Here is a 14,130-nt window from a genome sequence, read left to right on the forward strand (position 1 = left end):
GGACTCGGCACCGACCGAATCAACTGGAACGGAGGTCGCCTGAAACAAGCCGATCCACAGGTATTGACAATTCCTCCTCGGCACGTTCCTCGCGGGGCAACTTCAAGTGGCACGAGCCGAATTCCTTGATGCAGTAGACATCCCAGCTCTCGTAACCAAGTGCCTTGTAGGCACGACCATTCCAAGCCTGCACAACGAGTTCCCAGGTCTGGTTGAGGCTTGTTCTGATACTGGCGGTTAGTGCTTGGGCATCGGCCCGGCTTAGTGAGGCCTCGCCGCTGGCCGTCTCTGGTTGTTGTTCTGTACTCATCGACTTTCCTTTCATGGCGCATCACAAAGCAACGCGAAAGCACTCGCCTTCGCGCACCACGCCATGAACCGGAACCGCAGCCGAAATGACTGCTCCGTGAGAAGGACCCGATTGGCCCGCCATGTACATCGCCCTCGGTACTGCAGGGACGCCTGCCGCAAGTGTAGGCCGGTGCCGTCGGCGCGGCTAGGCAGTGCGCGAGATGCACCAGGAGGCAAGGCGATCCATCTGGCTCTGGGTAAGCACCAAACCGGCGCGCTAGGCCATCCACAAACTGTCCCCAGGGCTGGGGACTGCTTGCGCACAACGCCGATGGCGTCGGGCCGAACACCTCAGATTTGGCAGGGCCGCCGATTACCCTCGGCGCGTGCGCAACTTCCTGGAGAGCATGGCAACCGACCTTCGTCATCGCTGGCCGCTCGTCGCCGTTCTTGCGGTCGGTGTCTTCATGATTTTCTGGGCTGGCTACGGCGTAGGAGCAGAATGGGGTGCGTCCCAATGGGGTCCGCTCTCCGGATGGTTCGCCGGGACGGCAACGGTGGGCGCTATCTCGGTCGCATTGCGCGAGTCTGCGCGCAGTCAGCGCGCCCGCGAGGTGGATTACGAATTGGGTCGCCGTCGTGAATGCCTGAAAGCGCTGGGCGAAGTCTGGGCAGCCCTGATGCAGGTGTCCATGGACTTTGTGGTGTTCCGTGAATATCTGGATGAGCTCCCGGCGTTTTTCAATGCGGAGATGCCACGCTCCGGACGAAGCCCTGCGGCTCCGCCCGGCGAGTCGCTTGGCGACGAAATCTATGGCCGTCTCCAGGCTTTCCTTACCCGGTGGACTCAGGTGGTCGAGCCGCCGCTCTTCACCGCGCGAACCCTGCTTGAGGGAACGCCGATGCAAAAAGACATGGAAGCCATCAGCATCGACATGGCCCGAATCAACAACGAAGTCTTGCCCGAGATCAGAGATGTGGCCATCTCCAACACTGGTCGGCGCCCAGATACAACGGTGTTGTCGGAAACGTGGAAGACCATGTACGGGCGGAGAAGGGCGCAACTCGAACTAGCGACCGAGCATTTCAAGTTGGACCGCAGTGCCATCGAGTTGGCCGTTCGGGAGAAGCGCCGAGCCGAGTAGGCCCACCCGCTCCGCTGTTCCACCTCTGCGCGCCAGTTACACATATTGGCGCGGTTGCGGTGTTGGCCCACTTGGGATTTCACGGCTTTAGTACGCCGCATATGCGAACAAAATGAACATATGCGTGACGTGCCTCACGTTCTGGACAAACATCCTTGCAGAAGTTTTCGACAACGAGGCCGGAGGACTGCCCGACATGACTGATCAAGCGCCCCGTCGCGACCGCACCCATTGGCTGTACATCGCCGTGCTCGTCGCCGTCGTCGGCGGTGTGGCCGTCGGCCTGATCGCACCCGGGGTGGGCAAGGACATCGCGGTCCTCGGCACCCTGTTCGTCAACCTGATCAAGATGATGATCACCCCGGTCATCTTCTGCACGATCGTGCTGGGCATCGGGTCGGTGCGCAAAGCCGCGACGGTCGGCAAGATCGGCGGCCTCTCGCTCGGCTACTTCCTCGCCATGTCGACGGTGGCGCTGGCGATCGGCCTGGTCGTCGGCAACCTGCTGAGCCCGGGATCGGGCCTGCACCTGTCGGCACAGGCGACCGGTCAGGGCGCGAAACTGGCCCAGAAGGCGCACGAGGCCGGCGGTCTCATGGACTTCGTCTCGCACATCATCCCGGAGACCCTGCTGTCGGCACTGACCAGCGGAAACGTGTTGCAGGCCCTGTTCATCGCCCTGCTCGTCGGCTTCGCGGTCCAGGCCATGGGTACGGCCGGCGAACCCATCCTGCGGGGCGTCCAGCACCTGCAGAAGCTGGTGTTCCGCGTGCTGATCATGATCCTGTGGCTGGCGCCGATCGGCGCGTTCGGTGCCATGGCCGGCGTCGTGGGCCAGACCGGGTGGCGCGCCGTCACCCAGCTGCTGACCCTGATGCTCGGGTTCTACGTGACCTGCGTCGTCTTCGTCTTCGGTGTGCTCGGGGTGCTGCTGTGGTCGGTGACCCGGATGTCGATCTTCCGGCTGGTCCGCTACCTGGCCCGCGAGTACCTGCTGATCTTCTCGACCTCGTCGTCGGAGTCGGCGCTGCCTCGGCTGATCGCCAAGATGGAGCACCTGGGCGTGGATCGCAGCACCGTCGGCGTCGTGGTGCCGACCGGCTACTCGTTCAATCTCGACGGGACCGCGATCTACCTGACCATGGCGGCGCTGTTCATCGCCGACGCCATGGGGCGGCCGATGGCGATCGGGGAGCAGTTGGCGCTGCTGGCCTTCATGATCGTCGCCTCCAAGGGTGCTGCCGGCGTCACGGGCGCGGGTCTGGCGACGCTGGCGGGCGGCCTGCAGAGCCACCGGCCGGACCTGCTGGACGGTGTCGGGCTGATCGTCGGCATCGACCGGTTCATGTCGGAGGCGCGGGCCGTCACCAACTTCTCGGGTAACGCCGTCGCCACGGTGCTGATCGGATCGTGGACCGGGACACTCGACCGGGCAAAGGCCGCGGCCGTGTTGCACGGCGCCGATCCGTTCGACGAACTGACGATGCTCGACTCGAGTGTCGAGCACCCGTCCGGCAACGCGGGTGTGACCGCCCTCACATCATGAACAAAATGTGAATTCGTCGATAACAGCGAATCTCGAGGCCCGCTCAGGCGGGCCTCGACGCTGTTGCGATCTCGATGAACAGAAGTGGAACCTGGGTTCTATCGTGCGGGTGAGGCGGATGAGATTCTATGCGTTCGTGTCGCGGTGTGATGTTTCGCTCACTTTGCCAGGGAATGCCGGGAAACCCTGCTTGGAAACCCTCAGGAATGAGGCGGACCTATGTTTGCTCAATTTGAATTCAGGCGTTGTTTACGCAGGTCGGAGCATCGATCGCCATTGGTAACAAGTGCATAACAATTCACAACATAAGTAACTCCTAAGAGCTTCTGATCAATTCGTGACGAGGCGTCGCTGAAGCCGTCCGGAATGTCGGTGGGGATCACTACACTTCTTGAAAGCAGCGCTCATCCGGGCGCACCCGGACGGGCAATCGACTACCGGCGCGTTGCCGCGCTGGCGGAGGTACCGAAGATCGTGGCAAATAATAACGCTCGTGCAAAAGCGAAGCGGGCAGGCGCCCAGGCGCTGCGCGGAACCATGGACATCGCGCAGGTTGGCCGCGGCACCATCGCCGACATCGCCGAGAGCGCGGGGCAGTTGGTCGCTACCAGCTACGCCGACAACATGGTGTCGCTGATCGAGCCGCGCACCCGCAGCATCCGCGACATCGCCGTCGACGGTGAGCCGTTCGCGGTCGTCGCCACCGCTGACCGGGCGTACGTCGCCGTGTCCGGTGCCGAGTTCGACGGCGTCGCCGTCATCGACGTCGCCACCGGCGCCGAGCTGGCCGCCTACCCGCTGGCCTCGGGCGTGAGCGCCCTCGCCGTCAGCCCCGACGGCAAGCGCGTGTTCGCGGGCCGCGCCGGCGACACCTACATCGACGTCGCCGTCATCGACATCACCGCCGACCGCGTCGGCACCATCGAGATCGCCACCGGCGCCGCCATCAGCATCGACGCCCTCGCGGTCGACCACACCGGTCGCCGGCTGTACGTCGCCACCACCGACGAGATGGGCAGCCAGCTGGTCGTCGTCGACACCGAGACCGCGCGCATCCGGAACACCATCGTCATCGGTGCCCCGATCCGCAGCCTGGCGCTGGGCCCCGACAACACCGCCTACGTGCTGACCTCGGACCTGACCGCGCGCGGTGAGGTGCACGTAGTCGACCTGGCCGCCGGCCGCGTGACCGGTCGCTTCCCCGTCGGCGACGCCCCGACCCAGCTGGTGCTCGGCGCCGACGGCACCCGCGCTTACGTCGTCGACTACGATCGCGTCTCGGTGTTCTGCACCCAGACCAACGCGGTGGTCGACACCATCGCGGCCGATGTCCAGCCGTCCTGCGTCACCGTCAGCCGTGACGGCTCGCGCCTGTACGTGGCGGATGTCGTCGGTGACGTCACCGCGGTCGCCGTCGAGGCCCCCAAGCCGCTGCTCTACTCGCAGTTCATGGCGACCAAGTCCGTCACGATGAACGAGGTGCGCGCGCTGGAGCCCGCGACCGTCTAGTCAGTCCAAAGAAAACGCCCCCGCCGGCCGGCGGGGGCGTTTTGGCATCCGGGGACCTAGTGCGTACCCGTGCAGTCGAGCGACACCGAAATGGTCCGGCTGGTTTGTGGCAGCAGGATGGAATTGCTGTTGCGGCCCAGGCCGGGGCCGACCCACGGCACCAACTGCGTCGTCTGCTGCGGGTTGCGCACACTGGTCACCGTGCACTCGGACACCGGCGCCGTCCCGAGCTTGTCGATCGTCACCACATAGCCCTCGGATTGCAGCCGGTTGATCGTGTCTTGCGCCGATTCGGCCGCGGCCAATCCGGCCGGCGCCAGCATCGTGGCCACCCCGCCGACTGTCGCCGCGGCGAGCGTCCAATTCCTGCGCATGATTTTCTCCTGTCGTACCAACGCTAATCATCCTCCTACCTCGCAGGGTCGGCTAGCATCTCGACATCCCAGCGGCAGCAACCCAGAGGCGAAATTCACGATGCTCAGTACGATGCAGGACGCCCCGCTCACCATCGCCACGATCATGCGGCACGCGACTGGCCAGAATTATCGCCGAACCGTCACCACGGCGCTCGGCGGCGGCCAGTACCGCACCATGACCTATGGCGAAGTCGGCCGGCAATCCGCGCAGCTGGCCAATGCGCTGCGCGGGCTCGGCATCACCGGAGACCAGCGGGTGGCCACGTTCATGTGGAACAACGCCGAACACACGGTGGCCTACCTGGCCATTCCGTCCATGGGCGCGGTGCTGCACACCCTCAACATCCGGTTGTCCCCGGAGCAGATCGCCTACATCGCCAATGAGGCCGAGGACTCCGTCGTCATCGCGGATCTCTCGTTGACCGCACAATTGGCACCGGTGCTGCCGCAGATGAAGACGGTGCACACGGTGATCGCCATCGGCGCAGGAGATTTGGCGCCGCTGGAGGGCGCCGGCAAGACCGTGCTGCGGTACGACGAACTGCTGGCCGCCCAGCCCGACAACTTCGACTGGCCGGAGATCGATGAGCGGTCCGCGGCCGCGATGTGTTACACGAGCGGCACCACCGGAAATCCGAAAGGTGTTGTCTACAGCCACCGTTCGAGCTTCCTGCACGCCATGGCGACGTGCACCAGCAATGCGCTGGACGTCGGCAGCGAGGACGTGACGCTGCCTATCGTGCCGATGTTCCACGCCAACGCCTGGGGGCTGCCGTACGCCGCGCTGATGGCCGGTGCCGACCTGGTGATGCCGGACCGGTTCCTCGATGGCGCATCGCTGATCGACCTCATCGAGACGCATCGCCCGACCATCGCCGGCGCGGTTCCGACCATCTGGAACGACGTGATGAACTGCCTGGAAAAGAATCCGGGACACGACATTTCGTCGTTGCGGATCGTGGGCTGCGGCGGCTCGGCCGTGCCGTTGTCGATGATGCGCATCTTCCAGGAGCGGTACGGCGTCCACATCCGCCAGGCCTGGGGGATGACCGAAACCTCGCCGCTGGCCACGACCGCCAAGCCATTCCCGGGCGCGTCCGAGGATGAGTACTGGAAGAGTCGGGCGACCGCCGGGCGGGCGTTGTGCGGTGTCGAGATCCGGATCGTCGACGACGCCGGCGCCCCGCTGCCTCACGACGGGGAAGCGGTGGGGGAGATCGAGATTCGCGGACCGTGGATCACCGGCAGCTACTACCTGGGCTATGACTCGAGCAAGTTCGACAGCGGCTGGCTGCGCACGGGCGACGTCGGGCGCATCGACGACTGCGGGTTCGTCACCCTCACCGACCGGGCCAAGGACGTCATCAAGTCCGGTGGTGAATGGATTTCGTCGGTCGAGTTGGAGAACCACCTGATCGCGCACCCCGCGGTGCTGGAAGCCGCCGTCGTCGCGGTGCCCGACGAGCGCTGGCAGGAACGCCCGCTGGTCGCCGTCGTGCTGCACGAGGGCGCTTCGGCGACACCTGATGAACTTCGAGAGTTCCTGTCGGACAAGGTGGTTCGCTGGTGGCTGCCGGAGCGGTGGACGTTCGTCGACCAGGTGCCCCGCACCAGCGTCGGCAAGTACGACAAGAAGACCATCCGCGCCCGGTACGCCGACGGCGCCTACGACGTCGTCACCATCTAGTTCTCGCGAGCTAGGCGCGCACCGCGACGGTCGACATCAGGTCGGCGAGGCGGTCCGGGCGGTCGAGCATCGAGAATGTCTTTGCGCCGTCGATGATTTCGAGGCGGGCGTTCGGGATGATCTGCGCCAGCTTCTCGCCGTCGCCGATCTCGAACAACTCGTCGTCAGCCGACCAGGCGATGAGCGCCGGCTTGTCGAATTCGTGCAGCCGCGCTGCGACTCCGGTGGTGACCTCGGTGCGCAGGGAGCTGGTGAACACGCGGAGATCCTCGGCGACAGCCGGTTTGGACTGCGTGTTGTGTACCCACTCCCGGGTCAGGGCGTCGAAGTCCGCGTATGCCAGCCCGGCGTACGCGCGCCTGCGGACCAACGGGACCCGGAACACCTGCGAGCCCGCCCGGAACAGCGCCTTGGAACGCGACGCCAGGATCAGCGGCTCGAGGATCGGTGGCGGGAAGTGTTCGAACGCATCGCAACTCGTCAGCACCATGGCGCCGATGCGTTCCGGGTGGTGGACGGCGACCAGCTGCGTGACCACACCGCCGGTGTCGTTGCCGACGATGACGACGTCGTCGAGGTCCAATGCGGCCAGGGTGTCGGCGACGATGCGCGCGACGCCGTGGATGCTCCGGTCGGCGCCTGGGCGCAGCGCTTCGGGATGCGCGCCGAGCGGCCAGGTGGGGGCTATGCACCGCAGGCCGCGTTCGGCCAGGCGCGCGGCGACCCCGCGCCACAATTGGCCACCCATCATGTATCCGTGCACGAAGACGACGGGCCTGCCGTCCTTTGGCCCGAATTCCTCGAAATGGATGGTTCCGGCGTTAATCTCGATGATCGACATGGATGACTCCTAGCTCGATACTCATTTACAAACAGGCTGTCCGCAACTTACCAACAGGGTGTATGGAAAACAAGAGGCGTACTCAGGAGGAGCGCTCCGCGGCTACCCGCGAAGCGTTGATCGTTGCCGCGCGGCGACTGTGGGGCGAGCGTGGTTATGCCGAGGTGGGCACGCCGGAGATCGCGACGACCGCGGGCGTGACCCGGGGCGCGATGTATCACCAATTCGCCGACAAGGCAGCGCTTTTCCTCGCTGTGGTGGAGGTGGTGGAACAGGACGTGATGGCCCGGATGGGGGCGATGGTGGCGGCATCGGGGGCGACGTCACCGGCCGATGCCGTTCGCGCCGCGGTCGATGCCTGGCTGGAAGTCTCCGGCGACCCGGAGGTGCGCCAGCTGGTGTTGCTCGACGCCCCGAGTGTCCTGGGTTGGGCGGGCTTCCGGGACGTCGCCCAGCGCTACAGCCTGGGCATGACGGAGCAGCTGCTCAGCGAGGCCATGAAGGCCGGCCAGCTGGCCCGTCAGCCGGTGCGGGCGTTGGCGCATGTGCTGATCGGTGCCCTCGACGAGGCGGCCATGCTCATCGCCACCGCGGACGACCCGAAGAAGGCGCGCCGCGAGACCCGTCAGGTACTGCGCCGCCTCGTCGATGCCATGTTCGACGGCTAGCTGGCTCGGCGAGCAGACGTAAAACTGTCGTTTTCGAAGCGAAAACGACAGTTTTACGTCTGCTCGCAAGTTGGAGGTACCCCCGGCTCGGCAGAAGGGGTACCCCCAGCTCGCGGGGGAGGTGACTAGCGCTCGGCGCGCTGGTAGGCCGTCACGACGGCGGCGCCGCCGAGGCCGATGTTGTGCTGCAAGGCCGCGGTGACACCGTCGACCTGACGCTTGTCGGCGGTGCCGCGCAGCTGCCACGTCAGCTCGGAGCACTGGGCCAGGCCCGTCGCACCCAGCGGGTGACCCTTGGAGATCAGGCCGCCCGACGGGTTGACCACCCAGCGGCCGCCGTACGTGGTGTCGTTGTTGTCGATCAGGCGCGGCGCCTCACCCTCGCCGCAGAGGCCCAGGGCTTCGTACAACAGCAGCTCGTTGGCGGAGAAGCAGTCGTGCAGCTCGATGACCTGGAAGTCCTCGGGGCCCAGGCCCGCCTGGTCGTAAACCTTCTGGGCGGCTTGGACATTCATGTCGTAGCCGATGATGTTGGCGGCGCTGCCGTCGAACGTCGAGGCGAAGTCGGTGGTCATGGCCTGGCCGACGATCTCGACGGCCTGCGACGCCAGCCCGTGCTTGTCGACGAACGCCTCGCTGGCGAGAATCGCCGCGCCCGACCCGTCGGAGGTGGGCGAGCACTGCAGCTTGGTCAGCGGGTCGGAGATCATCTTGGCGGCCAGGATGTCGTCGAGCGTGTACTCGTCCTGGAACTGCGCATACGGGTTGTTGACCGAATGCTTGTGGTTCTTGTAGCCGATTTTTGCAAAATGTTCTGCAGTGCTTCCATATTTCTTCATGTGCTCACGGCCGGCCGCGCCGAACATCCACGGCGCCACGGGGAAGGCGAACTCGTCGATCTCGGCCAGGGCCTTGACGTGCCGCCCCAGCGGCGATTCGCGGTCCTGCGCACCTGCCTGAAGCGAACCCGGCTGCATCTTCTCGAAGCCCAGCGCGATGGTGCAGTCGGCGAGGCCGCCGCGGATCGCCTGTGCGGCAAGGTAAAGCGCCGTCGAACCCGTCGAACAGTTGTTGTTGACGTTGACGATCGGGATGCCTGTCATGCCCAGCTCGTACAGGGCGCGCTGGCCCGAGGTCGAGTCGCCGGAGCAGTAGCCGACGTAACCCTGCTCCACCTGGTCATACGAGATGCCGGCGTCGGCCAGGGCCTTGTTGCCGGACTCGTTGGCCATCTGCGGGTAGTCCCAGCCCTCGCGGCTGCCGGGCTTCTCGAATTTGGTCATGCCGACACCGACGACGAACACGCGATTCTTGGCCATGGGTTTCCTTTCGTTACTACCTGTAGTTCAGTCACGCCCGGCGGTTTTAGTCAAGACCCCAAAGGTCTGGTCTCCGGCGCCGGGCCGGTGGTATACAACCTAGAACGTGTTCTAGTTCGGGCGGTGCTCGGGAGGTTTCATGGCGTTGCGGGTCGTGCAGTGGGCAACCGGCGGAGTCGGCGTCGCCGCGATCAAGGGCGTGCTGGAACACCCGGACCTGGAACTGGTCGGTTGTTGGGTGCATTCGGAAGCCAAGAACGGCAAGGATGTTGGCGAGATCATCGGCGCCGAGCCGCTGGGTGTCACTGCGACCAACAACATCGACGACATCCTGGCGCTCGAGGCCGACGCCGTCATCTACGCCCCGCTGATGGCCAACCCCGACGAGGTGGCGGCCCTGCTGCGGTCCGGCAAGAACGTGGTGACGCCCGTCGGGTGGGTGTATCCGAGCGAGAAGCAGGGCGCGCCGATGCGGGAAGCCGCGCTGGCAGGTGGGGCCACGCTGCACGGCACCGGCATCGCACCCGGCGGCATCAGTGAGAAGTTCCCGCTGCTGTTCTCGGTGATGTCCACTGGCGTGACTTTCGTTCGGGCCGAGGAATTTTCGGATCTGCGCACCTATGAGGCGCCCGACGTGCTGCGGCACGTCATGGGGTTCGGTGAGACCCCGGACAAGGCGCTGACCGGTCCGATGCAGAAGCTGCTCGACAGTGGCTTCATCCAGGCCGTGCGGATGTGCGTCGACGAGTTCGGCTTCAATGCCGATCCGAAGATCGTTGCGCGCCAAGAGGTTGCGGTGGCGACCGCGCCGATCGACTCACCGCTGGGGCCCATCCAGCCCGGCCAGGTGGCCGCCCGCAAGTTCCACTGGGAGGCGGTCGTCGGCGACGAGGTTGTCGTGCGCGTCACCGTCAACTGGTTCATGGGTGAGGAAAACCTCGACCCGGCATGGGATTTCGGCCCCGAAGGTCAACGCTATGAGATGGAGGTCAAGGGAAATCCGGACTTCACCGTGTCGATCAAGGGCTTTCAGGGACTGGTCGGAGAGGACGGCCCCGAACCCGGCGTCGTCGGCACCGCCGCCCACTGCGTCAACTCCGTGCCGGCGGTGTGTGCCGCGGAACCGGGCATCGCCACCTATCTGGACCTGCCGCTCTTCAGTGCGAAAGCGGCACCTCGGCTGAGGTGAGCGCGACGTTTTTGCACGCCTGCGGCAGCGTGTCGGCGTACAAACACGGCCGCTCGCGGTAATCAGGGTTGCACGAGTATCCGGATCGGATTGCCTTCGGCCCGATCGAGTTTCGCGATGCCTTCGGCGACGTCCTCGAGCGGGACGATCTCGCTGATCGACCGGGTGAGGTCCAGACGGCCGCGGGACACCAGCGTGGCCAGCGTGCCGATGTCGGCGTTCTGGTAGCCCAGGTGCCCGCGCACCTGCTTCTTGGTCAGGTTGAAGAACGACGTCGGGCCGATCGACGGGGCATCGGCGCTCATCCCGACGCCGACGAACCGTCCGCCCACGGTCAGCGCCGCCAGCGCCTGGTCGAACGTCGACCCCTTGCCGACCGCGTCGAACGCGACGTCGAGCATCCGGCCGCCGGTGGCCGCACCGATCTGGGCCAACAACTCCGGGTCGCGGGCGTCAAACGCGTAGTCGGCGCCGACCTCCAGCGCGCGCTCCAGTACTGCCGGGTTGACGTCGACCGCGACGATCGGGGCTGCCCCGACCAACCGTGCCAGCTGCGCGATGTGCGTGCCGAGCCCGCCGACGCCCCACACGCCGACGGATTCACCGATACCCACCTGGCCCGTCCGCACGACGGCGCCGAACGGCGTCGACACCGCGTCGGCCAGGATCGCCGCCTGCTCGAGCGGCACGTTGTCGGGCACCCGCGTCAGGCCGAAGGCCTGCGCGACGGTGTATTCGGCCCAACCCCCGTCGTACGCGAACGCCATGAGCCGGATTCGCAGACAGTTCGACATGTCGCCGCGAAGACAGTTCACGCAGTCCATGCACGGCTTGCCGGCGGCGACGACGACGCGGTCGCCCTCGGCCCAGCCGGTGACGCCCGGTCCCAGCTTGGCGATGGTGCCCGACGTTTCGTGGCCCTGCGTCACCACCGGGAGCTGCGACGGGAACGTGCCGTTGATCAGGCTGAGGTCGGAGTGGCAGATGCCGCAGTAGGCGACCTTGACCAGCACCTCGCCCGGGCCCGGCTCCGGAATCGGAACATCTTCCACCACAACCTTTTTGGTGTCGGCGTAGAACCGTTGGGCCCGCATCGTCGAGGTCATGGCACTCCAGTGGTCAGCATCGATGGTTACGATCGCCATCATGGCGCAGGCATTGGTGGTCGAGCAATCACGAATAGTCCCCGTCGCGGTGGCCGACGCGTTCAGCGGCACCGCACCGATCCCGCTCAATGAGCTGTTCTGTCGCTGGTACGGGCCGATCCCGCCGATCAAGGCCGTGCGGAACCAGACCGGCATCTGGGATGCGGTGGGGCAGACCCGCACCATCCTGCTGACCGGTGGCGGCAGCATGGCCGAGACCCTGACCTCGTACGACGAGCCGCACTCGTTCGGCTACACGCTGTCCGACATCAACGGCCCGCTGGCGCCGCTGGTGGGCGGCGTGCAAGGGATGTGGCTGTTCCAGGATGTCTCCGCTGGGCAGAGCCGCCGCACCAAGATCACCTGGCGGTGGACCCTGCACCCGCGCAGCTCGCTGACCGCTCCGCTGCTGCCGGTGTTCGGCAAGCTGTGGAAGGGCTACGCCGGCCGGTCGCTGGAGCATCTTTCTGACCTCCTGGTGGGATGACGGTCCCACGGCGCACGCCGAATCCGGTTAGATGAACTAATGACTAAGCGTGCACTCGTTCTGGCTGGTGGCGGCATCGCCGGCATCGCGTGGGAGACCGGCATCCTGCAGGGCATCGCCGACGAGGCCCCCGAGATCGCCGCGGCGGTGCGGAATTCCGATGTGGTGTTGGGCACGTCGGCGGGTTCGGCGGTCGGTGCGCAGCTGGGCAGCGCCCTGAGCATCGGAGAGTTGTTCGAGCGCCAGGTCGCCGCCGAATCGGCAGAGATCAGCCCGGGCATCGACATCGAGGCCGTCCTGACCACGTTCATCGACGCGATGTCGGCGGACCACGGCAGCCGGGCCGAGCAGTTGCAGCGCCTGGGCAAGGCGGCGGCGGCCGCCGACACCGTCAGTCCGGCCGTGCGCCGCAACGTCATCGAACGCCGGTTGCCGTCGCACGAGTGGCCCGACCATGACCTGCGCATCACCGGCGTCGACATCGACACCGGCGAGTTGGTGGTGTTCACCCGCGAATCCGGGGTGTCCCTTGTCGACGCCGTCGAGGCCAGCTGCGCGGTGCCGGCCGCTTGGCCGGTGGTGACCATCGGTGGCCGCCGCTACATGGACGGCGGCATGGGCAGCAGCGTCAACATGATCGCGGTCAGGGATTGTGATGCCGCCGTCGTGCTGGTTCCGGCTCCGTCGGACTCGCCGTCGCCGTTCGGGGCGGGCCCCGGCGCGGACGTCAGGAGCTTTGCGGGCCGGGCCTGCGGCATCTTCGCCGACGCTGAGTCCCTCGCCGCCTTCGGCGTCGACCCGCTCGATCCGGCCTGTCGTATCCCGTCGGCGCAGGCCGGCCGGGTGCAGGGCAGAAAGGTCGCGGCAGAGGTCGCCGCGTTCCTGTCCTAGTCGGCGTGGTCGAGAGAATCGAGTGCGGCGCAAGCCAATTCGTGCCCGATCTCGATGACCTCGGAGGCTCGGTAGAACTCGAGGCTGCGGCACACCGTGCGCGGCACCTCGATCAACAGGTCGGGCGGATAGGCCGCCAGGGTGTGTCGCATCAACGCGGCCTGCGAGATTTCGATGGTGCGGTTCATGACCTCGAATCCGCCGAGCCGCGGCACGTGCGTGTCTTCCTCGGTCTCGACCTCGGACTCGGGGACGGCGTCGATGCCGTCGACCGCGTTGCTGAAGCGGCTCAGGACCGATCGTGCGGTGGGGCCGTCGAGCAGGGTGCTCGCCGCGGCCCGGTCGATCAGTGACGTCGTGCTGCGCCGCATGCGGTTCAACAGCTCGGCGGTGGGGCGCGGGGATTCCGGGGCGGGATTGGGGTCGCTGGCGTTGAGGCTGACCGCGATGGTCAGGTCGGCGTTGACGGCGGCGAGCGGTGCCATGGGCAGAGGGTCGAGGATGCCGCCGTCGGCCAGGAGCCGGCCGTCGAGCAGATAGGGCGCGATGACGCCGGGGATGGCGATGGAGGCGCGGATGGCCGCGTCGATCGGGCCGCGCTGCAGCCAGACCGATTTTCCGGCGATCAGGTCGGTCGAGACGGCGGTGTAGGGGATCGGCAGGCTCTCGATGGTCCGCGGGCCGATGATCTCGCGTACGGCGGCCAGGATTTTCTCGGCGCGAAGCACACCGGCGGCGGTGAGGGATGGATCGAGCAGGCGAAGCACCGCGCTCTGCGTGAGAGCACTGGCCCAGGAGGAGAATTCGTCGAGTTTGTCGGCGGCCTGCAGTGCACCGACGAGTGCGCCCATGGATGAACCGGAGATGCCGACGACATCGAAGCCGCGCTCGCGGAGCGCGTCGATGACGCCGATGTGTGCGTAACCCCGGGCGCCACCGCTGCCAAGGACCAGTGCGACCCGCATGGCCCTATTTTGGCGTGCGGATCAGGCGGCG

General features: G+C 66.3%; 14 protein-coding genes. 8 read left to right on the forward strand and 6 right to left on the reverse strand.

What is annotated here, in order from left to right:
• Nucleotides 1–19: 19 nt before the first annotated feature.
• A complete protein-coding gene (locus tag ACJH6J_RS25345) occupies nt 20–310 on the reverse strand; it encodes a hypothetical protein (protein WP_406804713.1) in 291 nt (96 codons plus the stop codon).
• Nucleotides 311–677: 367 nt separating this feature from the next.
• Here ACJH6J_RS25345 and ACJH6J_RS25350 point away from each other — a divergent pair, with 367 nt between their 5' ends.
• From ACJH6J_RS25350 to ACJH6J_RS25360, 3 genes are all read left to right on the forward strand, one after another.
• Nucleotides 678–1,436, forward strand: coding sequence for a hypothetical protein (locus ACJH6J_RS25350; RefSeq protein WP_406804714.1), 759 nt, complete (start codon nt 678–680; stop codon nt 1,434–1,436).
• A 196-nt stretch (nt 1,437–1,632) separates the two neighbouring features.
• Complete coding sequence (locus tag ACJH6J_RS25355) at nt 1,633–2,982, forward strand: cation:dicarboxylate symporter family transporter (protein ID WP_212812784.1); 1,350 nt, start codon at nt 1,633–1,635, stop codon at nt 2,980–2,982.
• Between the two features lie 474 nt (nt 2,983–3,456).
• Nucleotides 3,457–4,491 (forward strand): YncE family protein, encoded by a 1,035-nt coding sequence (locus tag ACJH6J_RS25360; RefSeq protein ID WP_244872650.1) that lies wholly within the window; start codon nt 3,457–3,459, stop codon nt 4,489–4,491.
• 56 nt (nt 4,492–4,547) lie between these two features.
• On the opposite strand, the gene ACJH6J_RS25365 is transcribed toward ACJH6J_RS25360, so the two are convergent.
• A complete protein-coding gene (locus tag ACJH6J_RS25365) occupies nt 4,548–4,865 on the reverse strand; it encodes a hypothetical protein (protein WP_166427956.1) in 318 nt (105 codons plus the stop codon).
• Nucleotides 4,866–4,965: 100 nt separating this feature from the next.
• Between ACJH6J_RS25365 and ACJH6J_RS25370 the strand changes: the two genes are divergently transcribed.
• The gene (locus ACJH6J_RS25370) at nt 4,966–6,594 is read left to right on the forward strand and encodes a fatty acid--CoA ligase (protein WP_212812783.1); all 1,629 of its coding nucleotides are present in this window, start codon (nt 4,966–4,968) and stop codon (nt 6,592–6,594) included.
• 10 nt (nt 6,595–6,604) lie between these two features.
• On the opposite strand, the gene ACJH6J_RS25375 is transcribed toward ACJH6J_RS25370, so the two are convergent.
• On the reverse strand, nt 6,605–7,435 hold the full coding sequence (locus tag ACJH6J_RS25375) for an alpha/beta fold hydrolase (RefSeq protein ID WP_133425492.1): 831 nt from the start codon (nt 7,433–7,435) through the stop codon (nt 6,605–6,607).
• Nucleotides 7,436–7,497: 62 nt separating this feature from the next.
• Here ACJH6J_RS25375 and ACJH6J_RS25380 point away from each other — a divergent pair, with 62 nt between their 5' ends.
• Nucleotides 7,498–8,103 carry a TetR/AcrR family transcriptional regulator gene (locus tag ACJH6J_RS25380; RefSeq protein ID WP_212812781.1) on the forward strand — a complete coding sequence of 202 codons (606 nt, stop codon included), beginning with the start codon at nt 7,498–7,500 and terminating at the stop codon, nt 8,101–8,103.
• A 125-nt stretch (nt 8,104–8,228) separates the two neighbouring features.
• Here ACJH6J_RS25380 and ACJH6J_RS25385 read toward each other — a convergent pair whose 3' ends face one another.
• Nucleotides 8,229–9,422, reverse strand: a complete 1,194-nt coding sequence (locus ACJH6J_RS25385) for a lipid-transfer protein (protein WP_212812779.1) — start codon at nt 9,420–9,422, stop codon at nt 8,229–8,231.
• 139 nt (nt 9,423–9,561) lie between these two features.
• Here ACJH6J_RS25385 and ACJH6J_RS25390 point away from each other — a divergent pair, with 139 nt between their 5' ends.
• Entirely contained in the window at nt 9,562–10,611 is a 1,050-nt protein-coding gene (locus ACJH6J_RS25390) for a dihydrodipicolinate reductase (protein ID WP_133425496.1), read from the forward strand.
• A gap of 62 nt (nt 10,612–10,673) precedes the next feature.
• Here ACJH6J_RS25390 and ACJH6J_RS25395 read toward each other — a convergent pair whose 3' ends face one another.
• On the reverse strand, nt 10,674–11,717 hold the full coding sequence (locus ACJH6J_RS25395) for a zinc-binding dehydrogenase (protein ID WP_406804725.1): 1,044 nt from the start codon (nt 11,715–11,717) through the stop codon (nt 10,674–10,676).
• Between the two features lie 40 nt (nt 11,718–11,757).
• Between ACJH6J_RS25395 and ACJH6J_RS25400 the strand changes: the two genes are divergently transcribed.
• Both ACJH6J_RS25400 and ACJH6J_RS25405 read left to right on the forward strand, forming a co-directional pair.
• A complete protein-coding gene (locus ACJH6J_RS25400) occupies nt 11,758–12,243 on the forward strand; it encodes an SRPBCC family protein (RefSeq protein ID WP_135355230.1) in 486 nt (161 codons plus the stop codon).
• A 39-nt stretch (nt 12,244–12,282) separates the two neighbouring features.
• Nucleotides 12,283–13,134, forward strand: coding sequence for a patatin-like phospholipase family protein (locus ACJH6J_RS25405; protein ID WP_406804715.1), 852 nt, complete (start codon nt 12,283–12,285; stop codon nt 13,132–13,134).
• Here the strand turns inward: ACJH6J_RS25405 and ACJH6J_RS25410 are convergent.
• Nucleotides 13,131–14,099 carry a patatin-like phospholipase family protein gene (locus ACJH6J_RS25410; RefSeq protein WP_133425499.1) on the reverse strand — a complete coding sequence of 323 codons (969 nt, stop codon included), beginning with the start codon at nt 14,097–14,099 and terminating at the stop codon, nt 13,131–13,133. The genes ACJH6J_RS25405 and ACJH6J_RS25410 overlap by 4 nt on opposite strands.
• Between the last annotated feature and the right edge of the window lie 31 nt (nt 14,100–14,130).

The sequence above is a fragment of the Mycobacterium sp. SMC-18 genome (assembly GCF_045310895.1).
In the GTDB taxonomy this organism is placed as follows: domain Bacteria; phylum Actinomycetota; class Actinomycetes; order Mycobacteriales; family Mycobacteriaceae; genus Mycobacterium.